The following is a 22699-nucleotide window of genomic DNA, read 5'->3' as shown; positions in this document are numbered from 1 at the left end:
TAATTAATCAATATATAACATGGCTGTGCGGTTTTCCGATCGGAAATAGCGACTGCCAGAAAAAGCAACAGCTTCTTGCAGTAAATCCTCTTGACTGTAGCCTTTGAGACGTTTACGACCATCCGCCAAGCTTTCCAAATCAGTCAAATCTGTGAGACTCTCCACACTAACAACTTCCTCATCTCCGACAGGCTTCATGTAAATCTTTCCAGACTCTTCAAAGACGAGTTGATGGGGGAAAATTTGCGCAATTTCAAAAAGTAAGTCATCCGAGATTTCCTCTTCATTTTCAGAGAAAATCCGCCCCAGCCCCTCACTCTCATAGCAAAATCCAAAAGATTTGCCAGATAAATTAAGACGAATAAAAGGCTTATTTTCAAAGGTGAAACTTGGCTCAGCATTGTAGAGGTTCAGTTCCTGACTGAGTTCTGAAAAATAATCCGTCGCAGCTTCAGGACTCTTTTTCTGGTAGAGTTCAGCAAAGTAGGCATTGACTACACTCGGAGGAGGTGTGATGAGAGCTAACTGCTCCTGCTCTGCTTTGCCAGCTAGAAGCTGATCCAGATAGATCTTATCCAGACTTGTATAGCCTCCATACTTTAGAGCCAAAGTTTTAATATCAGTCATAAAATTCCTCTAATCTCCATTTATTTTTCTCAGAAATGTAGCCTGTAATGACTTCACCGTCATCTTGATAGTCGCGCTCTTCCAGAATCGCTACATTTTCTAAATCATGAATCTTGTAAGACTTAGAAAAGGGCACGCGCAGAGTAAAGACTTCAAAAATCTCCTTGATTTTCTCTAAAAACAAAGCCTGCAACTGCTCACGACTATCTTCAGACTTGGCAGAAATGAGGGCATACGGCGTTTGGGTAGGCATGAAATCCTCCACCAAATCCGCTTTATTATAAAGGGTCAGGCGAGGAATATCCTCCATGTCCAGGTCTTTCATGATGGACAGGACTGTTTTTTCATGTTCCTCGTGGTAAGGATTGCTGGCATCGATGACATGAACCAGAAGGTCTACATGCTTACTTTCTTCCAAGGTTGACTTGAAACTGGACACCAATTCAGTTGGCAAATCTTGGATAAAGCCAACCGTATCAGTTAAAGTCACCTGTAGATTACCTCCCAAATGGATACTCTTTGTCGTCGCATCCAGAGTCGCAAAGAGCTCGTCTGCTTCATACTGGGTCTTACTGGTCAAGGTGTTCATGATGGTTGATTTCCCAGCATTGGTGTAGCCAATCAAACCAATCTTAAAGGTGCTTGACTCCAAGCGTTTTTCTCTGACTGTCGCCCGATTTTTCTCAACCACCTTGAGCTGGCGCTCGATATCTGTGATTTGATTACGAACACTACGACGGTTCAGTTCCAGCTGACTTTCACCAGGTCCACGGGAACCAATTCCCCCTGCCTGACGGCTGAGCATAATCCCCTGACCAACCAAGCGGGGCAAGAGATACTTGAGCTGAGCCAAATGAACTTGGAGTTTTCCTTCATGGCTTCGAGCCCGCATGGCAAAGATATCCAGAATCAACTGCATACGGTCAATGACCTTGACACCGAGAACTTCTTCTAAATTGACATTTTGCCGTGGAGTCAAGCGATTATTGACGATGACAGTAGTAATTTCTTCTGCATCAACCATCCGCGCAATCTCTTCCAACTTACCAGAACCAACGAAGGTCTTGGAGTCATACTTTTCCCGTTTTTGCCTGTAGCTATCTACTACGACTGCCCCAGCTGTCTTAGCCAGACTGGCCAACTCTTCCATGGAGAGGTCGAAATTATCCATACCCTGCAGTTCAACACCAATGAGCAGGACCCGTTCCTCTTTTTTCTCCGTTTCAATCATCTAAAAACTCCTCTATCTGGCTTAAAATACGGTCTTGCACACCAGGCTCTCCTATCTGATAAAAGGTGACCTGCATGCGATTACGGAACCAGGTCAACTGACGCTTAGCAAAACGGCGAGTCGCCTGTTTGAGACTATCGCTGGCTTCCTCAAGAGTTTGCTCCCCACGGAAATAAGGAAAAAGTTCCTTGTAGCCAATGCCTTTGGCTGCTGGTACATCTGGATAATGCTCAAAGAGCCACTTGGCTTCATCCAATAATCCAGCCTCAAACATCAAATCCACACGATGGTTAATCCGTTCATAAAGCTGACTGCGTTCATCATCCAAGCAGATAATCAAAGGTTCATAAGGACTTTCCTGATTTTCCAAATCCTGACCAAAATGGACAATTTCCAAGGCACGCATGGCACGACGACGGTTAAACTGGGGAATTTCAAGGCCTGCTTGCTCCACAAGATTGGCTAATTCTTCATCTGATAAAGGCTCTAAACTAGCTCGATAGGCTAATATCTCCTCATGAGGTGTTTCCCCACCTAGATGATAGCCTTCAAGCAAGCTCTGGATATAAAGGCCTGTGCCTCCAGCGATAATGGCTAGCTTGCCACGGTTTTGAATATCCTCAATGGCCTTCTTAGCTTCTGAAACAAAATCAAAAGCCGAGTAAGACTCGGTCACCTCTCTGACATCAATCAAATGATGAGGAACAGCTACTTGCTCCTCTGGGCTAACCTTGGCCGTCCCAATATCCAACCCTCTGTATACTTGCTGACTGTCACCACTGACCACCTCTCCATCAAAGAGCTTGGCCACTTCGATAGCAAGGGCTGTCTTCCCAACAGCAGTCGGTCCAACAATCACAATTATTTTTGTTTTCATCTTTTTTCCTTGAAAAATTTCCATTTTTTCGTTACTATTATTATATCACAAAAAGGTCAGTCAGAAAAATGCTACCACTTAAGGAGCCTGGCTGATCGGGAAGATAAAGGAGGAAGACTCATGGCTAAAGGATTCGCTAAAGGTCTTGTAACAGGTGTCGCAGGAACTGTCGCTGCCGTTGCAGGTGCAGTGTACGCAATTAAAAAGAAAGTGATTGAGCCAGAAGAGCAAAAAGCAGCTTTCATCGAAGAAAACCGTAAAAAAGCGGCTCGCCGTCGCGTATCACATTAAGCAACAAAAGAAGTTGAGAAATCTCAACTTCTTTTTATGTTATTAAATAGCCAAATCAAACTTCAGCTGTGGCTTAACCGGATTATAGTCAACCAACTCAAAGTCCTCCGCTTTGATATCAAAGAAATTGGTCCCATCAGGAACATTTAAAATCAAGCGTGGTTGGCAGTTTGACGGCTCACGACGGAGCAATTCCTGAGCTTGTTCAAACTGATTATCATAGATATGGAGGTTGTTGATAAAATAGAAAAACTTCCCAACCTTCCATCCAAAATGCTTAGCAATCATCATCTGTAAAGCCACATACTGCATGGCATTGATATGGTGGGCCACCAACATATCATTCGAACGCTGGGTCAAGGTCGCATCCAGATAGATTTCCCCATCTACTCGACGGACATCAAACATGGTCTGAAAGGCGCATGGAAGGAGGCCGTCTGTTGCCTCAAAAGCCTCATAATCCCAGAGCGAGATGATATTGCGACGATTCCAAGGATTGGCTTCCAACTGCTTGAGAATCTTGTTAATGATGTCGTGTTTCTTAACGACCGCCCCATAGCGTTCACCGATGGTTCCCGTATCTCCCACTTCCCAGTCATTCCAGTAGTGAACATTGTACTTATCATTGAGAACATCTAGGCTATTAGACTGATCTTGGTAAATCCAGAGCACTTCCTTGATGGCAGATTTGATCGCAATGGGACGCAAGGTTGTGATGGGGAATTCCCCCTTAGACAAATCATACTCCGCAAAGGCACCCGTTACGTACTTGGAATTAGCAACTGTCCCATCCTTGTACTTGGGACGAGCCTGCTCAGAAAAGACACCGTCTTTGAGGATTCGTTCAATATTTTCTTTAAAAATCGTATCTGCTTTTGTCATTTACTCTCACCTCATTTATTGTCCTAACTAGTATAGCATAAAAAAAGAAAGGAGGAAAATCACTGGCTTTAAAGTAGTGTTTTTCTCCTTTTATGATCTTATTGCAATACAAGTGATGCTGCTCCGATAACTCCAGCGTCATTTCCTAGAGTTGCGAGAGCTAATTTAGTTGATGTGCGTACTTGTGGGAAGGTATTTTCATCATAAACCTTTTGCACGCCTTGGAGAAGGAATTCTCCCGCAGCTGACACCCCACCACCGATAACAATCGTTGATGGGTTGAGGATGGAGCCGATGTTGGCACACGCGATTCCCAAGTAACGTGAGAAGTTACGATAAACGATCAAGGCAAGGTCGTCCCCTTCTTTTGCAAGGTCAAAGACAGTTTTAGCAGTTACTTCTTCACCGTCGTCGATCAAGCGTTTCAAGGCCGCATCGCCTTCGTATTCATCTGCATAACGACGTGTCAAGTTGACAATCCCTGTTGCAGAAGCAACTGTCTCAAGACAGCCTTTCTTACCACAAGTACAAGCGATTGGTTGGTCAAAGTCAACAGTGATATGACCAAGCTCTCCTGCCGCACCAGCGACACCGTGAAGCAATTTGCCTTCTGCCACGATACCGCCACCAACACCTGTACCAAGTGTCATAAAGACAACGTCTGGTTGGTTTTCACCAGCCCCCATCCAGCGCTCACCAAGAGCAGCTACGTTGGCATCATTATCAATGAAGAATGGAATCCCCAAGGATTTTTCAATCTTTTCTTTGATTGGTTGAAGGGTTTTCCAGTTGAGGTTGTAGGCACCGATAACAGTCCCTTTTTCACGGTCAACCACACCAGGTGATCCCATTCCAATGCCTCGGAAATCCGTAGCAGACAATCCAAGCAAGTCCAAGCGATGCTGAATAGACTCAATCATATCGTCTACAATATGGCTTCCTTCGTCCAAAATATTGGTCTTGATAGACCATTTTTCTTGGATTTCTCCTTCTTGAGTTAAAATTGCGAACTTAACAGATGTCCCACCAAGGTCAATCCCAATAATCTTTTGACTCATCGTCTTCTCCTTTTAAACTGAAAATGCTTACAGATATAGTATAACAAAATCGTCAACTTTATGCAAAGGTTTGCGTGTTAAAAACCAATATTAAAACATCTCATTTGCTTCACTATTTGTAAAAATTAGTCACCCAAATGTTGAATGGCGTAGTTCGCTTCTTCTTTGGTAAATTTGTCAATACTAGGAGAAGTTAGCTTCTTCTTTGGTAAATTTGTCAATACTAGGAGAAGTTAGCCAGTCATAAATTTTTGTTTTTGAGAGATTGCTGTATTTTCGGTATTCTCTTGCTTTAGCTAAGGCATTCTCCTTATAGTCTGCTTGCAAATGATTGATAGCATATTGTGCAGTGTCACTATTAAAACCTTCAAAAATTAACATCTCATAAATTCTTTTTTTTGACAAATGAATCTCATTATAACCTTGTGCTCTCTTTAAAGCTGCTGAGTATGGATTCCCGGCTGCTGGTTTTGGTTGCCACACACCATCGTATCCTACATAGTAACGGCCACCATCTACCCATTTGTCCTTAGCCATTTTACCGTCTGATTCAACATAATAACGGCCACCATCTACCCATTCATTCTTGGCCATCTTACCATCTGATTTTTCCTTCTGCTGTTAGATAATAATAGGATCCATAGTTTTTGTCATAAATCCACTCAGCTTTAGCCATCTTACCATCTGATTTAAGATAGTAATTGCCTACCCATGTGTTGCGAGCGTAGCTACCTTCTCCTGTTAAATAATAGTATGACCCATAGTTATTGTCATAAAACCATTCATTTTTAGCTCTTTTCCCGTCTGATTTAAGATAGTAATTACCTACCCATGCGTTTCGAGCGTAGCTACCTTCTGCGGTTAGATAATAATATGAACCATAGTTTTTATCATAAATCCATTCACTCTTAGCCATTTTACCATCTGATTTAAGATAGTAATTGCCTACCCAAGCATTTTGGACATAGTTTCCCGAAGCATTTAGATAGAAATAAGAATTAGCTTTTTTATCAAAAATCCACTTATTAGTAACTTTAGTACCATTTTCATAGTACGATGAGCCTACCCAACCAGACTGAGCTGTAGATTTGGACTTATCCTCTTTAGGACTTGTATTTTTAGGTTTCTCAGCAGGTTTTTGAGCTGGTGTTTTCGGTTTCTCAGCAGGTTTTTGTGCTGGTGTTTTTGGTTTCTCAGCAGGTTTTTGTGCTGGTGTTTTCGGTTTCTCAGCAGAATTTTGCGCTGGTGTTTTTGGTTTCTCAGCAGGATTTTGCGCTGGTGTTTTTGATTTCTCAGCTTGATTTGACGCCGAAGTTGTATTCTCTTTTACAACCTTACCATTTTTAGATGCATCCTTTTCTTGAGCAGAAACATGCTGAGCCGAAAAAGGAAAGTCTCCAGTTGTATCTGATAATGCAATAAGTCCCAGTGTTGCAGTTGCTAAGCTGGTTACTAAAATTTTTTTTGATTTTTTCATAAAAATCTCCATTATTTTTATTGATTTATACTTATTAGTATACCATATTTTTAATTTTGCTTTCAAATCAAATATTAAATATTAACAAATAAATCTAAAAATTAATTAAAAAATTTATAATTATATCACTTCCAACTCATACAAGCCTCTGACCGCGTTACAGCCATAGACAGCTTCTGCTTGGTCCAAGTCTGCCAAAGTCAAGACTTTTTCTTCTACTCGTCCTCTTTCTAGCAAATGTTGACGGTAGATTCCTGGCAAAATTCCTTGACTGGTAGGTGGTGTGTATAGTTTTCCAACGATTTTCAGAACTAGATTCCCGATAGACGTTTCCAATAGCTCTCCTGCTGCATTATGGTAAATGATTTCTTGTTTATCTAGATTTAAATGCGGTCTATGAGTGGTTTTAAAGTAGGTAAAGGATTGATTCAAATCTGCTTCTTGCAGGAAGAGTTTAGCTTTGCAGAAGCTTGGACTGAGGGGTGTTAAGATTTGGCGACTGAGTTCTATCTCTCCAGATTTACTGAGGATGATTCGCAAAAGGTAGTCCTGGTGGGAATCGCTGGTCTGACACTCTTTCTCTATCTTTTGTCTCAGGTTTTCTGGATCAAAAGGATAGGCAAAATATCGGCTCGCCTTTGTCAGTCTTTCCAGATGTTGATCTTCAAAAAGCAGTTGTTTTTGACTGATTTTCCCAGTTGTAATCAATTGGAAACGTGCTTGTTTACGATAGAGTACAGCCGCCTTTTGATGAACCTCTCGGTATTCAGATTCCCAAGTACTATCCCAAGTAATGCCGCCTCCAACTCCATAGATGGCTTTTTCTTGATGCAGTTGAATAGTCCGAATGGCGACATTGAAAATTCGTCGCCCATTTGGAAGCAAGAGACCAATCGTTCCGCAGTAGACTCCACGCGGTTGAGGCTCCAAGTTCTTGATGATTTCCATGGTCGCAATTTTGGGAGCTCCTGTGATAGATCCACATGGAAAGAGCGAACGGAAGATTTCAACTAGGTCCACATCCGGTCGTAACTGACTCTTGATGGTCGACGTCATCTGCCAAACAGTTGAATACTGTTCTACTTGACACAGACGTTCTACATGCTCACTCCCCACCTCAGAAATACGGTTCATATCGTTGCGCAAAAGATCCACAATCATCATATTTTCAGAGCGATTTTTAGGATCCTGTTCTAGCCAGCTAGCTTGGGCAAGGTCTTCTTGGTCAGTCACTCCCCGCTGGGTTGTTCCTTTCATTGGACGAGTCGTTAATTCTCGGTCATTTTGCTCAAAAAAGAGCTCTGGACTCATGGAAATCACTGCCATCTCATCATGTTCAACATAGGCATTGTAGCCCGCCTCCTGTTCTACCACCATACGATTGTAAATGGCAAAAGGATTGGCGTTTAAGTCTTGCTTGAGTTGGACAGTGTAATTTACCTGATAGGTGTCCCCCTGACGCAAATGATGGTGAATCTTGGAAATAGCTTTTTCATAGTCCTCTGCAGATGTTAGTTCATGCCAATTTGAAGGCAGATCTACTTCCTCATAAGTCAGAGGAATAGACGATGTTTCTACCCTATCGTGAACTGTAAAATATAGCAGATACTCTCCCAGTAAAGGAGCTTTATGAACTGCTAATTTCTCCTCAAATGCAGGTGCAGCCTCGTAACTGACGTAGCCCACCACATAGTAGCCCTGCTCTTGGTAGCTTTCCACTTGTGCCAGCAAGTCCGCTACTTCTGATAAGTCTCTCGTTTTTAACTCTTTGATTGGCTGGGTAAAAGTGTATCTCTCCCCCAAAGCCCTAAAATCAATCACTGTTTTTCTATGCATATCTTAAGTATAGCACAAAAAAGCCGACCTAGAACAGCTAAATCCAGGTTTGTTTACTGATTTCTATAACGAAAAAAATCTCTACGTTGCTTTTTTCTACTTTTGGCAATTCTCCATCAGATAGCACCCCTTCTTCTTGTAAAAACTGGTCTTATTGGAGCACTTTACACAAAATTCAACAAAAGAGAACAGAGGAAGTAATGGTATAAATACCATTACTTCCTCTGTCTTTTACTTTTCTTCTTTTACTACAGAATAATTTCACGACTTTCTGATAGAATCTTGTGGATACTGCGCACGCGCACCTCCGATTAGTTTGGGACGACTTGCAAGAGCCGTTACATGGGCATGCCCAATTTCTCTCAAAAGAGGGCGAATCGGAACCTGAACATGCTTAACATGCATGCCAATCGCAGTATCTCCGATATCCAACCCAGCATGGGCCTTGATAAATTCGACCTCAACTGGATCCTGCATAAACTTGAAGGCTGCCAACTGACCCGAACCTCCTGCATGAAGAGTCGGAAGGACGCTGACGATTTCCAGACCAAACTGCTCTGCCAGCTGACGTTCAACGACGAGGGCTCGATTGACATGTTCACAACCTTGAACAGCTAGATGAATTCCTTTTTCCTCTAGGATATCTAGGATGGTCTTCACAATGATTTCTCCAATTTCTTGACTGGATTCCTTACCAATCTGACCACCTATCACTTCACTAGAAGAAAGGCCCAAAACAAAGATAGATCCTTGCTTCAAATTGGCCTTTTCTAATACATCTTCTACAATCTGGCTTGTTGCTCTTTGAATGTCTTTTTCCTTCATACTTGATACCCCTTTTGTCACTATCTATCATATCTTTTTTTACTGATTTTATCAAGGCCAACTAATCATTCTGATTTTTAAAAGCAAAACTCCCAGAATTGACTGGGAGCTAACTTATTTCTATTTTATTAATGTATATTTCAACCGTCGTCCCTTTTTCGGGTGCAGAATCAATCTTCATCTGGTAATTGTCTCCAAAATGAAGTTTGAGTCGTTGGTTGACATTTTGAAGGCCAACTCCCCCACGTTTGAGCTGACTTTGACTGCTATCACCAGGATTTTGGAAGCCAACACCATCATCCTCAATGCGGATGACAACCCCTGTATCCTGTCTCTGAACAGAAACTTTAATATAGCCCTGACCTTCCTTCTCCTTAATACCATGGTAAAGGGCATTTTCTACAAGAGGTTGCAACACCAGTTTAGGCAAGACTAAATTATCAAAGTCAGGTTCTTCATCAATCTCATACTCCAGCTTATCACCATAGCGTTGTTTCTGGATAAAGAGGTACTGGCGGACATGGTTGATTTCATCAGAAAGAGAAATCAAATCCTTTCCTTGATTGAGCGCCAAGCGGAAATAGGTTGCCAAGGACTTGGTCACCTGAACCACTCGCTGACTATCCTGAAATTCAGCCATCCAGATGATAGTGTCCAAAGTATTATAGAGGAAATGGGGGTTAATCTGGCTCGACAGTGCTTGAAGTTCATACTGCCGGGTTGCCTCTTCCTGCCTGCGCACATCTGCCATCAACTGATCAATCTGATCCAACATGGCATTGAACTGACGAGTCACTTCTCTCAGTTCATAGGCGCCAGCTTCCTTAGCACGAAGATTTTGTGTACCAGAAGCAATTTCCAGCATGGTTTCTCTTAGGTCCTTCAAAGGAGCAATCCAGCGTTTGAGACTGAACCACACCAAGCAGAGACAGGCAAGAAGAGATAAGGCACTAGCACCAAGCAAGGTCCACATGAGTTGACTCCGAACCTGGTCTAACTTCTCCAACGAAGACACGCCTATAACCGTCCAATCAGTACCTGCAATCTTTTCCTGACTGACGTAGGATTGGTGATCCAGCGTATATCCCTGCCCCGTCTCGATGTAGGGTTTCATGGCCTCCATTTCACTCGCTGAGCTATAGACAGTACGTTTAGGATGGTAGACAAATTCATGGTTTTCATTAATGATAAAGGCAAAGCCCTGCTGGCCCAACTGGAGTTGGTTGAGATAGGCTTCCAGAGTTTCGTAGGAAATATCCAAACGAAGTACACCAAGATTGGATCCCTTTGTATCGACAAGTTCCTGAGTGACAGAAATGACCCACTGACTATCTGATTTACGAGCTGGGGTTAAAACTGGCTTAGCTCCCTGATGAATAGCCTTTTGGTACCAATCCTCAGCCATCATATCTGAGGAAGTTTTCATCTGCACACTATCATCTGTAGAAATGACCTGACCGGATTTGGTGACCAGTACCACCGTTTTCAAGTCCTGATCTGCCTTTAAGATAGTCAAAAACAGATCTCGGATTCCTTTGACCTGGTCTTGGTTAGGGTTCTCAGCATAGGCTAAGACATCCTTTTGCTGGGTCAAACTGGTAGAGGTGGTTTCTAATTTTTTGATATAAGACTGAATAAAGTGGCTAGTTTGGCTAATGGTCGTTTGGCTATTGCCCTCAATAGTGGCCTCAATAGCTGATGAACTAGATTGATAATAGAAAGTCCCGACCACAGCTAGGAGAATGAGAAAGACCAGAAAGATGGAAATAACCATTCTTACTAGGAGAGAAGAACGCTTCATCGATCTTCTCCCTTCTTAAACTGACGAGGTGTCACACCTGCAATCTGTTTAAAACGTTGGGTAAAGTAGTTCATATCCTCAAAACCAACCTTTTCGGCTATCTCATAAATCTTTAAATCCGTGGTCAGAAGCAAGAGCTTGGCTTGTTTGACACGCTCTCTCACCAGGTAATCCTGAAAAGGCAGGCCCAACTCTTTCTTAATTAAGGAACTCAAATAAGTCGGACTAAAACCTAGGTCACTGGCCAAAGACTTCAAACTAAACTGACTGTCAGCTAGATGGGACTGGATTTTCTGAGCAATATTTCCCTCAAACTTATCGGTTAATAAATCTTGTAACTGCTCTTCTTTTTCTTCCTTGTCTAGTTTTTGCTTGATTTTCCCCAACATTTCCTCAATATCCTGACGAGAAAAAGGCTTGAGCAAGTAATCATCGACACCGAGTTTGACAGCAGACAAGGCATAATCAAAATCATCGTAACCCGTTAAAAAGACCAAATGCACTTGTGGATAGGTTTCTCGTACCAGACTGGCCAACTGGATGCCATTTAGCTGAGGCATGTTGATATCGGTTAAAATGATGTCTGGCACCTGCTTTTGAATCAAGTCCCAAGCCTGTCTTCCATTTTCAGCCTGACCGATGATTTCCATATCGTAGGCCGCTACATTAACCAGCTTCGTCAATCCTTGTCTTACCAGATACTCATCTTCTACGATTAAGATTGTGTAGGTCATGCTCTGCTCCTTTACCACTTACTAGTATCAGTATAGCAAAATTTTCCTCTAACTGCTTAGGAAAGCCTTCTTAATCAACATAATCTAGTAAATAGGCATAGCCTTTTTCTGCCATTTGGTCTTTGGGAATAAAGCGGATAGAAAGACTATTGATACAGTAGCGCAAGCCCCCCTTGTCCTGAGGCCCATCTGTAAAGACATGGCCAAGGTGAGAATCTCCAACTCGGCTTCTTACTTCCATGCGCGTCATATTGTAAGACTTATCTTCCTTGTAAGTGGCAACATCCGGGCTGATTGGTTGGGTGAAACTAGGCCATCCGCAACCAGACTCAAACTTGTCCTTTGATGAAAAGAGGGGTTCGCCAGTTGCCACATCCACATAGATACCGGATTTAAATTTATCCCAATAGCGGTTTGAAAAAGCTCGTTCTGTTTGATTTTTCTGGGTAACTGCATACTCCTCAGGTGACAAGGTCTTTTTCAACTCTTCATCGCTTGGTTTAGGATATTTGCTGGCATCGATGACGGGATAGGCGGCCTGATTAACATTGATATGACAGTAGCCATTTGGATTTTTCTTGAGGTAGTCTTGGTGATAGTCCTCAGCCACTACAAAATTCTTCAAGTTTTCCTTTTCAACTGCCAGAGGTTGGTCATATTTTTTAGCAACTTCATCAAAGACTTGGTTGATTACTTCCAAATCCTTATCATCTGTGTAATAGACACCAGTACGGTACTGGGTCCCCACATCATTTCCTTGTTTATTTTTGCTGGTTGGATTGATAATGCGGAAGTAATGAAGCAGGATCTCCTTGAGGGAAATTTGATTGGCGTCGTAAGTGACATGGACGGTTTCCGCATGACCTGTTTGGTTAATCAATTCGTACTTGGTTGTTTCCCCTCTACCGTTTGCATAGCCAGAAACGGCATCTGTCACTCCAGGCACGCGTGAGAAGTATTCCTCCACTCCCCAGAAACATCCTCCAGCTAGATAAATTTCGTGCAAGTCTGCGTCTTTACTCACTTCTGTTTTTTTCACTGTTTTTCCTCCTTGGCTAACTGACGCTTTCTCAATTTGCGAGCTGTCTGTCTGCCCTGCATTTCGCATCAATAGAAAATAGAAACCGGTTAGGACTAGGAGAATGACCCCTGCCAAGACAAAAAGTTTTACTTTATCATTCATAGCCTTTCTCTACCCCATTTCTTTCAATTCTTTTAAAATCATTTCCTTATCCATAAAACCTGGTTGCGTTTTGACCAGCTTGCCTTCCTTGTCTATAAAGGCTTGAGTCGGATAAGAACGGACACCATAACTTTCCAAGAGTTTACCTGATGGATCAATTAAAACTGGAAAATTTTTATAATCCAATCCCTTGTACCAATTCTTAAAGTCCGCTTCAGATTGCTCCCCCTTGTGTCCAGGAGACACCACTGTCAAGACCACATAGTCATCACCAGCATCCTTAGCGATTTCATCCGTATCTGGAAGGCTGGCTAGACAGATGGAACACCAAGAAGCCCAGAATTTAAGATAGACTTTCTTGCCCTTGTAATCAGACAAACGATAGGTCTTGCCATCTACACCTGTCAGTTCAAAATCAGCGACTTCCTGACCTTTAGTCGCAGTTTTCGAACTAACTTGTTCTGTTTTGGTTTGCTCCTTCATAGTAGACTCGTCTGCCATGTTTTTAGCCGAACAGGCTGCCAAGCAACAGATTGAGCCTACTCCAAGGAGACATGTTTGCCATTTTTTCATTTCTTTTTCCTCTCTATTCAAATAATGTAGTCAAAATGGAAGCATTTCCCAAAAGAACCAAGATTCCCATCACGATAATGAGGAAACCACCTACTTTTTTGAGGGTTCCGAGATAAGGATGGAGTTTTCGGAAATGTTTCAAAACATAGCTAGAGGCAAGAGCTAGAACCAAAAATGGTAGCGCCAAACCCAGCGTGTAAACCAACATGAGACCAGCACCCTGCAAAGCTCCTGAACCACCTGAAGCCGCCAAGGCCAAAACAGAGCCCAGAACTGGCCCCACACATGGCGTCCAAGCAAAACTAAAGGTCAACCCCAGTAAAAATGCCTGACTATAGCCGTTACCCTTTTGCCCCTGTCTCTTTAATTGTAGTCTTCTTTCCTTGTAAAGCCCCTGCAAATGTAGGACTTCCATCTGGTGTAAGCCCAAGAGAATGATAATCGCACCTGTCACATACTGAAACCAGGAAGCATAAAGCAAATTGCCTAAAAAACCAGCTCCATAACCCAGTAAGATAAAGATAAAAGAAATCCCCGCTATAAAGGCCAAAGTTCGCAATAAACTAACAAGTGAGATTGAAAATTTTCCACTAGAAGCCTGAGCATCATTCTTATCATCCAACAAGACCCCCGCATAGACTGGCAACAAGGGTAAAATACAAGGAGAAAAGAAGGAAAGAATTCCAGCAAGAAAAACACTAATAAAAAAGATTACATTGTCCATTGCCTTCCTCCATTCTTTGATTTGATAGGTCTATTATATCCCCAAAACTCCAGAAAAAACAGGGACAATGATAGGGAAAAATAGGAATTTAATCAGTTTATTTAGAAATCTGGCACAAAAAAAGCCAGACAAGGTCTGACTTTGGTAGAAACAGAAAAGAGAATCACCTGTCCTCCCTACTTATCTGGTAATAAATAAGGTCCGCAACGTAGTCTTTTCTCTCCACACCATTGGCAATGGTTTTTAGATAAGACATTCCCGCTTTTTCCATAACACGGCCTGAAGCTGGATTGAGACTAGCGTAACGAGCTCTGACTTTTTGAAAGCCTGCTTGAGTAAAACAAAAATCTAACACAGCTTTCAAGGCCTCTGTCATCATACCTCGGCCCCAAAATTTTTTTCCTAAAACATAGCCAATTTCACAACTTAAATCTTCCTCGTGCATTTCAATGATGCTGATATCTCCTATCACATGCTCTGGGTTCTCTTTGAGACAAATGGCCCATTTGTAATAGTTGGGATTGGTATAGGATGCAACCCAATTTCGAATCGAGTTCCGAGTCACCTCAACATCAGGATGAGGATCCCAGGTGACATAGGTCAGATTCTCAGCAGACGAAGCCCAATTTTGAAACATGGCTTCCGCATCACTCTCCACAAATCTTCTCAAAATCAAACGTTCTGTCTGTAATATTTGCGTACCGGTTGCTTTCATAATGTTACCTCGCTTTCTAAGCTTAAGGCTCAAGCTAAAAAGGTTCCCCGGACCTTCCTCGCTTTCTCATTTCTAGGCTCAGGGTAAAAAGACTATACTCGCTTTCTCATTTCTAGGCTCAGGGTAAAAAGACTATACTCAGTAACAGCTAGAAAAAAAGTTTTTCATCTAGTTACTTGACGCAGTCGCTGTCTGGTTTGAAATGCGCTTTACCAAGCTTTTTCAAACCTAGTCATCGTTGCGGGGGTGAGACAAAGCTTTTTCAAACCTAGTCATCGTTGCGGGGGTGAGACAACGAAATCGAACTCTTCGAGTTACCGATTTCTGTCTCACTCCCAAAAGTCATCAAAGACGGTGATTGGTAGGTGGCGTTTGTGTTGGCCTTTATGCCACCAGTTTTCAATAGTCGCTTGAGCTTCTGGACTGATGGTTTTGCCTTCTAGATAGTCATCAATTTCATTGTAAGTGACTCCAAGTGCGACTTCGTCAGCAAGTCCAGGTTTTTCTTCTTCCAGGTCTGCTGTTGGGATTTTTTCATAAAGAGCTGGGTCTGCACCAAGTTCCTTCAAGAGTTGCTTTCCTTGGCGTTTATTGAGGCGGTAAAGAGGGAGAATATCTGCACCACCGTCACCAAACTTAGTAAAAAAGCCTGTGATATTTTCCGCAGCATGGTCTGTTCCAATGACAGCTCCGCTATGGGCACCCGCAAGGGCATATTGGGCAATCATACGACTACGAGCCTTGATATTTCCCTTGTTAAAGTCTGAAACAGGACTTCCTGTCGCTTCGACTGCAGCTGTCATAGCATCAGCTGATTCCTTGATATTTACAACTAGACTGACATCTGGCTGGATGAAAGCAAGAGCTTTTTGAGCATCCTCTTCGTCAGCTTGGACTCCATAAGGGAGCCGAACAGCGATAAATTTGTAGCTGTCATCTCCAGTTTCTGCTCGCATTTCTTCCATAGCTAATTGCGCCAATCGCCCCGCTAAAGTCGAGTCCTGTCCACCAGAAATTCCTAGTACAAAACTTTTAAGGAAGGGATGTTTTTTTAGGTATTTTTTTAAGAAGTCAATGGAACGACGAATTTCTTCCTGGGCGTCAATCACTGGCTTGACACCTAGTTGCTGGATAATGGTCTCTTGCAAACTCATTCTTCTTCTCCTTCGCCAAGGGCTTCCTTGCGCATCTTGTCAATCAAGTCCATCTTATCTTGCCAAATATCACGCGCCAAATCTACTGGATAGTGCTGTGGATTTAGTACCCGTTTATACTCATCCCAAAGCTTGTCAAATTCTTTGCGAGCATAGGCCTGAATCTCCGTCAAACTAGGCAAGTTGTAAACTAATGTTCCTACTTTGAAAATATCCACCAAGAGAGGAACCGCATCAAAGTTTCGAACGGTCTTTTTGATGTAGGTATAAGTTGGATGGAACATTTTGATTTCTGTCATGTCACTCACATCCACACCATCATAAGTAATGTAGTCACCTTCTGACTTGCCTTTTTCACGACTGGTAATGCGCCATACCTGTTTCTTACCTGGCGTAGACACTTTTTCCGCATTATTAGACAGTTTGATGGTATTACGCATCTGACCATTCTCATCTTCGATAGCCACAATCTTATAAACCGCCCCAAGAGCTGGCTGATCATAGGCTGTAATCAGCTTGGTTCCCACACCCCAGACATCAATCTTGGCTTTTTGCATCTTGAGGTTGAGGATAGTATTTTCATCGAGGTCATTGGAAGCGTAAATTTTGGCATCTGGATATCCAGCCTCATCTAACTGTTGGCGAACTTTCTTGGAAATATAGGCAATATCCCCTGAGTCGATACGAACACCTTTAAAGTTAATCTTGTCTCCCAGTTCACGAGCTACCTGAATAGCAGCTGGCACACCGATGCGAAGCGTATCATATGTATCTACTAGAAAGACACAGTCACGATGGGTTGACGCATAAGCCTTGAAGGCCTCATAGTCGTTTCCATAAACCTGTACCAAGGCATGGGCATGAGTACCCAAGACAGGAATGCCAAAGAGCTTCCCTGCTCGCACGTTGCTAGTTCCGTTGGCTCCACCAATCACGGCTGCGCGTGTTCCCCAGATAGCCGCATCCATTTCTTGCGCACGACGTGTCCCGAATTCCATCAAGGGTTCATCTTCAATGACCGAACGAATACGTGCTGCCTTGGTCGCTATCAAGGTTTGAAAGTTAACGATGTTTAAGAGAGCCGTTTCGACCAATTGACATTGGGCAAGAGGTCCTTCCACCTGCACAATCGGCTCATTGGCAAAAACCAAGTCCCCTTCCTGAGCAGAACGGACTGTCAACTCCAACTTGAGATTTCGTAGGTAATCCAAGAATTCTCCATGATACCCAAGCGTCTCCAAGTAGGCAATATCGCTATCTGAAAAGCGTAAGTCTTCAAGATAATGTACAATTCTTTCCAAACCAGCAAAAACCGCATAGCCGTTATTAAACGGTTGCTGACGGAAATAAACTTCAAAGACCGCCTTCTTATTGTGAATTCCTTGGTCAAAGTAAACTTGCATCATGTTAATCTGGTACAAGTCCGTGTGCAATGTCAAACTATCATCTGGATACATCTGTTTTCCTTCTTCCTTTTTTACAAAGGTATGAACGTATTCTACCACTTTCACACCATCCGATAAATTAGTACTATTATAACACATTTTACTGAGATTGATAAAAAGCTAACAAGCTATTCTCCATTCTCAAGTTCATCCATATCTTGCTCAAACTTTTTTTGGGCCCATTCGCCATAACTTTTAAGGACGAGATTGCCGATAAAAACCCAAGGAAGGTAAATCAGATAAGTAATAACCCAAGCAGACAAATATTTAACGTTCAGAGGATTGTGCTGATAAATTTCGATATTGAATTGATAATTCTCCAACATCAAGAGAGACGTAATAGCGAGAGTTACCAGCAAACACCCTATAATTGTAAAATGAAAACGACTATAGTAGGTCACTCCAAGTTGTCGTGCACGATTGAAAAAGAAGAAAATTCCTAAAAGAAGGGTAACCAGAAGAATATTAGAATTAAAAAGAGCAGGTGCTAATACAGCCACCAAATAACTTAGCAGAATGAGCCCGATAAACACATTAAAAGACTCTGTCCCAGCTTTGTTAATCAGTTGTTCTTCTCTTTCGTCTAATAATTGATAATAAAAAAATCTATTTTTCATCTTCTTCCTCCCAAAATAATTGATCTAATGTTTTTCCTAAGCATCTGCAAATGGACTGGCAAAGGGAGAGACTAGGATTGTATTTCCCTGCTTCTATCAAGCCTATAGTCTGCCTAGTTACACCAACAGCATCTGCCAAATCACCCTGTGTCATATCAAGCTCCACCCGAGCTAGTTTTAATTTTAAATTTTTAGCCACTTGTTTCCTCCTTCTATTTTTTAAAAAGTTGCGCTTCTTTTAAAAACATTATACCATATATCTAACTTAATGCAATATATAAATGTCATTTTGTAAGATTTTATTAACAAAAAACTCTCTATCATCTTACATGATAAAGAGAATTCGTTCTTTTTTGATACTTAGACAAGCTCCTCTTCAAAGGAAAGAAGTCTAGATCACAAATCCTTTTGGTAATAGTATCTTTGTCCTGTGTAGGGATAGTCTTGCAAGGTAAAGACTTCCTTGTAGCCATGACTTAGATAAAAATCTGGCGCTTGAAACTGGTAAGTATTCACGAAAGCAAAACGACAGTTTCGATTCTTGGCTTCATTTTCTGCTCGCTCCAATAGTTTTGAACCAATTCCTTGTCCCCGTAATTCCTCTTTTACAAACAAATATTCGATTTCCAGCCAGTTTCCGAAAGTCTCTGCTACTAATCCCGCCAAGAGATTGCCCTTTTCATCTTCGACATAAAGGTTCAGTGGCTCACTTTCAGCCTCTTCTCTTTTGGAACGATTATAAGCACGAATCAAATCTCCTATTTCTTGCGCTTTATGCGACTCCTTATTTTCTAATCTAACGTGCATCCAAACCTCCTAATAAACTACTACAGCTTGATTATAGTCTTATTTCTATGGACTGTCAAACTAGAAAAACTCACCAAACAGAGTTGATGAGTTCATGATTTATTTTCTAAATTTCCACTGACTATAAATCCCAAAAACAAAGATCCAGATAGCAGAACCAACTGCCCCCATGAAAGTGGACTCTTGCAAAAAGAGAGTCACAAAAACAAAGACAAAAAAGAGAATGGTTAGGGGATTAAGCAAGCGATACTGAGGCATGAGGTAGCCATCAGCCATGAAGTCTTGTGACTTGCGGTATTTGAGATGAGCCACCATAATCAAGATATAAATCGCGATGTAAACACCTGATGAGGATGCCGTAATCAAAGCAAAGGCATCTGAAACACCTGGCAACACATTGATAAAGGCAGCGAGGGCAATCAAGATCGCTGAGGCGATGATGGCATTTTGTGGAACATTGTGGCGAGAAAGGGTATCGACCTTAATGGCCTTTAAGAAACGATTTGGCGAATCATGGGCAATCTGATATAAGTGTCTCCCTGTTGAGTAGAGAGTTGAGTTAAGAGCAGACGCTGCTGAGGTCAAGACAACAAAGTTGATTAGAGCCGCTGCCCACTTGATCCCTGCCAGTTCAAAGACCGTTACAAATGGAGAATCTGAAGAATTAAGATAAGACCAAGGAATAATGGCCATAATCGCAATGAGAGCTCCCCCGTAGAAGAAGATAATTCTGAGAGGAATTTCCTTAACAGCTTTGGGCAAGACCTGACGAGGGTTCTTTGTTTCAGAAGTTGTCACCCCGATAAACTCAATCATCAGATAGGCAAAAAATACCATTTGAAAGGCCATGACAAAGTTCATAACTCCGTTTGGAAAAAGAGAGAACTGGTCGCTGATATTTGCCAAACTTGCAACACCATGCGGTGTCTTAAAGCCTGTCAAAACCATAAAGACTCCTGTTGCAATCATGGCTAAAATCGCCACAATCTTGACCATAGCAAACCAAAACTCGACTTCTCCAAAGAGCTTAACCGCAATCAGATTGACCAAAGCCAAAATCGTTAAAAAGATAAGCTGAATCATCCAGCTAGGCCAGGTAGGGAACCAGAAGCGGACATAGTCTGAGATGGCAGTGATTTCTGCCATACCGATAAAGACAACTGACAGCCAATAAGACCAAACTGAGAAATATCCCCAGCCTTTACCCAAATGACGGGTGATAAAGTTGATAAAGGTATGCTGTTCTGGATCCTGATACAGCATCTCTCCAACAGCCCTCATCATCAAAAACATAAAGGCTCCTGTAATCATGTAAATCAGGATGATAGAAGGTCCTGTAAGGCTGATAGAGCGACCAGCACCTAGGAAAAGTCCAGTTCCGATTGTTCCTGCAATGGCCATCACCTGAACATGGCGATTGGTTAAACCACGCTCCATTTTGTTTTTCTTCTTATTTTCACTCATATAGTCTCCTTTTTATCCAAAAAACCAAAAAGGAGTTGAGCAAGGCAAAACCTTCACTACTCCTTTTTCATCCTATTTAGGCCGTTTTCTCAACCTTTAAGATTTTGACATCATAGCTTCCAACTGGTGTTTCAATCGTTGCAGTATCGCCAGTCTTCTTGCCAATTAGAGCATGGCCAATCGGACTTTCATTTGATACTTTACCAGCAAAAGCATCTGCACCTGCAGAACCGACGATGATGTAGACCTCTTCTTCGTCTTCACCGACTTCTTGGATTGTTACTGTTTTACCGATTGCTACCTCATCTTGGGCAACTGCATCGCTATTAACAATTTCAGCATAGCGAATTTTTGTTTCTAGACTTGAAATTTGTCCTTCAACAAAAGCTTGTTCATCTTTCGCTGCTTCATACTCACTATTTTCTGAAAGGTCTCCATAGGAACGAGCAATCTTGATACGCTCTACGACTTCGGGACGTCGAACGAGTTTCAACTCCTCTAATTCTTTTTCTAGTTTTTCCTTTTCTTCAAGGGTCATTGGGTAAGTTTTTTCTGCCATTTTTTTAACTTTCTTTTCTATTTACTTTTTTAAAACAAAATTATGTGGAAAACCACATAATTTTAGTTTGAACTACTTGCTTGAGGTAACTTGCTATTGATATGCTCTGCAACGTTTTGATCATGTTCTTCTTTTGTTGTTGCAAAGTATACTTTACCGTCTTCAACATTGGCTACAAAGTACAAGTACTCACTCTTTGTCTGGTTTACACTTGCTTCAATCGCATCCGAACTTGGGCTATCAACCGGTCCAGGCATGAGGCCAAGGTGTGTGTAAACATTGTATGGTGAATCAATCGTTGTATCAATTCCAGCGTCATCTGCTAAACTAATCTTTTGACCAAGTTTTCCTTGAGCATATAGGATAGCGATATTACTTTGAAGTGGCATACCAGCATTCAAGCGGTTATAGAAGACACCTGCGATCATCTTGCGGTCTTCGGTTTTAGCACCTTCTTTTTCGACAAGAGAAGCAATGCTGAGCAATTCATTAACTGTCAGATTCTTTTCTTTGATTGTAGCGTAATATGGTGACATAGCCTTATCCATAGCAGCTACCATTTCATCAATCAAACTTTCAACAGTTGTACTGTCTTTGATCGTATAGGTCGCTGGGAAAAGGTAGCCTTCAAGACGATAACGAACGCTACTGTCTTTTGTTGGAAGACTTCCAAGTAGGTTTGGATACTTGGCTACTAATTGTGAGATAAAGGTCTCATCTTGAGCTTTTGCCAAGAAAGCATCCGCAGTAAGAGGTTCTTTAAATTCACCTTGAAGTTGTCCTACTGTTTGAGCGATTTGCTCTAATGTATAGCCTTCTGGAATGGTCAAGTTTGCAAGAACAGGTGCCTGAGCTTCAGGAGTCCCACCTTTTTGCAATTCTTGAATCAACTCATCCGTACTCATACTCTTCTTCAAGTTGTAATAACCTGACTTCAAGTTAGCATGGCTATAGTATTTAGCATAAAGGCTAAAGATAAGTCCATGTTTAACCAGACCAGATTTTTCCAAGGTGCTTCCAATTTCTTGAACGTTTGCTCCGTCTGGGATTTGAACCGTTACATAGTCCTTAGAGCTCGCATCAACAGGTTTCAAGGAATCTTGAACGTAACCATAACCAAAGTAACCACCAACTGCAACGAGTGCTAGGAGAACTAGAACTGTTACTAGGAAACCTTTAGCTTTTGATTTTTTCTTTTTCTTAGTTGATGTTGCACCTTGACGACGACTACGACGTGGAGCATCAGCTAATCCACTGCTAGATTCTGTAGAAACAGGCTCAACTCTTTCAGGCATTCCTGGGGTGATTTCCTCTTTCTTGTCTTCTGTTTTATAGGTTACGGCAACCTTAGTCGGAGTATCGTTAAATTCTTTTTCTTCGGGTTTAAGCTCAACTGGTTCTACCTTAGGTTGAACAGTTTCCACTACAGGTTCTTCAGCCAGATGAATCGGCTCTACTAGAGGTTCTTCAGATTCTACAACTTCAATCTTGTCGATGATTGGCTGTCTAATCTCTTTCTCTTCTTGGTCATCCGTTTCATCAGTTCTAGCACTTGAAAGTGGAGGAACACTTGGTGCATTCTTTAGAATTTTATCGACAACAGACAGGGAATCAGCCATCAACTCTTCTGTTGATGTTTCTGGTTCAAGATCTGAAGGAGTTGCTGAACTAGCTGGAGATGATGAAGCCGTCAGATTTGGAATCTCTACTTCTTTCTCTCTTCTATCTTGTTCTTTTACTCTTTCTAAATCACGTAGAATCTGCTCTTTAAAGCTTAATTTTTCTTCTTCTCTTGATTTTTCAGTCAAAAGCATTACCT

At 41.9% G+C, this 22699-nt stretch carries 21 protein-coding genes and 1 pseudogene; all 22 read right to left on the bottom strand.

Annotation, left to right across the window (positions count from 1 at the left end; translation table 11 throughout):
* Nucleotides 1-3: 3 nt before the first annotated feature.
* A complete protein-coding gene (locus V470_03155; GenBank protein AHZ47436.1) occupies nt 4-627 on the bottom strand; it encodes a cystathionine beta-lyase in 624 nt (207 codons plus the stop codon).
* Entirely contained in the window at nt 620-1858 is a 1239-nt protein-coding gene (locus tag V470_03150; GenBank protein AHZ47435.1) for a GTP-binding protein HflX, read from the bottom strand. Before V470_03150 ends, V470_03155 begins: the two co-directional genes overlap by 8 nt.
* A complete protein-coding gene (locus tag V470_03145) occupies nt 1851-2735 on the bottom strand; it encodes a tRNA delta(2)-isopentenylpyrophosphate transferase (protein ID AHZ47434.1) in 885 nt (294 codons plus the stop codon). The genes V470_03150 and V470_03145 overlap by 8 nt, the downstream gene beginning before the upstream one ends.
* Nucleotides 2736-3068: 333 nt before the next feature.
* Entirely contained in the window at nt 3069-3908 is an 840-nt protein-coding gene (locus V470_03135; GenBank protein AHZ47433.1) for a thymidylate synthase, read from the bottom strand.
* 98 nt (nt 3909-4006) lie between these two features.
* Nucleotides 4007-4966: a glucokinase gene (locus tag V470_03130; protein ID AHZ47432.1), complete on the bottom strand. Its 960-nt coding sequence runs from the start codon at nt 4964-4966 to the stop codon at nt 4007-4009.
* A 183-nt stretch (nt 4967-5149) separates the two neighbouring features.
* A pseudogene (locus V470_03125) lies at nt 5150-6443 on the bottom strand (lipoprotein).
* Between the two features lie 120 nt (nt 6444-6563).
* Entirely contained in the window at nt 6564-8279 is a 1716-nt protein-coding gene (locus V470_03120; GenBank protein AHZ47430.1) for an aminobenzoate synthetase, read from the bottom strand.
* A gap of 261 nt (nt 8280-8540) precedes the next feature.
* Nucleotides 8541-9104 (bottom strand): hypothetical protein, encoded by a 564-nt coding sequence (locus V470_03115; GenBank protein ID AHZ47429.1) that lies wholly within the window; start codon nt 9102-9104, stop codon nt 8541-8543.
* Nucleotides 9105-9213: 109 nt separating this feature from the next.
* Nucleotides 9214-10905, bottom strand: a complete 1692-nt coding sequence (locus V470_03110) for a histidine kinase (GenBank protein ID AHZ47428.1) — start codon at nt 10903-10905, stop codon at nt 9214-9216.
* Nucleotides 10902-11639, bottom strand: coding sequence for an AraC family transcriptional regulator (locus V470_03105; protein AHZ47427.1), 738 nt, complete (start codon nt 11637-11639; stop codon nt 10902-10904). Before V470_03105 ends, V470_03110 begins: the two co-directional genes overlap by 4 nt.
* 70 nt (nt 11640-11709) lie before the next feature.
* Complete coding sequence (locus tag V470_03100; protein AHZ47426.1) at nt 11710-12822, bottom strand: peptide methionine sulfoxide reductase; 1113 nt, start codon at nt 12820-12822, stop codon at nt 11710-11712.
* Nucleotides 12823-12831: 9 nt separating this feature from the next.
* Nucleotides 12832-13395 (bottom strand): thioredoxin family protein, encoded by a 564-nt coding sequence (locus V470_03095; protein ID AHZ47425.1) that lies wholly within the window; start codon nt 13393-13395, stop codon nt 12832-12834.
* 13 nt (nt 13396-13408) lie between these two features.
* Nucleotides 13409-14119, bottom strand: coding sequence for a cytochrome C biogenesis protein (locus V470_03090; protein ID AHZ47424.1), 711 nt, complete (start codon nt 14117-14119; stop codon nt 13409-13411).
* Between the two features lie 163 nt (nt 14120-14282).
* The gene (locus V470_03085; protein AHZ47423.1) at nt 14283-14834 is read right to left on the bottom strand and encodes a GNAT family acetyltransferase; all 552 of its coding nucleotides are present in this window, start codon (nt 14832-14834) and stop codon (nt 14283-14285) included.
* A gap of 329 nt (nt 14835-15163) precedes the next feature.
* Nucleotides 15164-15988 (bottom strand): NAD synthetase, encoded by an 825-nt coding sequence (locus V470_03080; protein ID AHZ47422.1) that lies wholly within the window; start codon nt 15986-15988, stop codon nt 15164-15166.
* Nucleotides 15985-17445 carry a nicotinate phosphoribosyltransferase gene (locus V470_03075; protein AHZ47421.1) on the bottom strand — a complete coding sequence of 487 codons (1461 nt, stop codon included), beginning with the start codon at nt 17443-17445 and terminating at the stop codon, nt 15985-15987. The genes V470_03080 and V470_03075 overlap by 4 nt, the downstream gene beginning before the upstream one ends.
* A 116-nt stretch (nt 17446-17561) precedes the next feature.
* The gene (locus V470_03070; protein AHZ47420.1) at nt 17562-18050 is read right to left on the bottom strand and encodes a membrane protein; all 489 of its coding nucleotides are present in this window, start codon (nt 18048-18050) and stop codon (nt 17562-17564) included.
* Nucleotides 18040-18249, bottom strand: a complete 210-nt coding sequence (locus V470_03065) for a transcriptional regulator (GenBank protein ID AHZ47419.1) — start codon at nt 18247-18249, stop codon at nt 18040-18042. Before V470_03065 ends, V470_03070 begins: the two co-directional genes overlap by 11 nt.
* A 197-nt stretch (nt 18250-18446) precedes the next feature.
* A complete protein-coding gene (locus V470_03060) occupies nt 18447-18857 on the bottom strand; it encodes a GNAT family acetyltransferase (protein AHZ47418.1) in 411 nt (136 codons plus the stop codon).
* 99 nt (nt 18858-18956) lie between these two features.
* A complete protein-coding gene (locus tag V470_03055) occupies nt 18957-20321 on the bottom strand; it encodes an amino acid transporter (GenBank protein ID AHZ47417.1) in 1365 nt (454 codons plus the stop codon).
* Nucleotides 20322-20397: 76 nt separating this feature from the next.
* A complete protein-coding gene (locus V470_03050) occupies nt 20398-20880 on the bottom strand; it encodes a transcription elongation factor GreA (GenBank protein AHZ47416.1) in 483 nt (160 codons plus the stop codon).
* Between the two features lie 62 nt (nt 20881-20942).
* Nucleotides 20943-22694 (bottom strand): aminodeoxychorismate lyase, encoded by a 1752-nt coding sequence (locus tag V470_03045; GenBank protein AHZ47415.1) that lies wholly within the window; start codon nt 22692-22694, stop codon nt 20943-20945.
* Between the last annotated feature and the right edge of the window lie 5 nt (nt 22695-22699).

Origin of the sequence: Streptococcus sp. VT 162 (genome assembly GCA_000688775.2) — a bacterium.
Taxonomy (GTDB): domain Bacteria; phylum Bacillota; class Bacilli; order Lactobacillales; family Streptococcaceae; genus Streptococcus.
The sequence above is the reverse complement of the archived record's forward strand: the minus strand, read 5'-3'. Positions and strand labels throughout refer to the sequence as shown.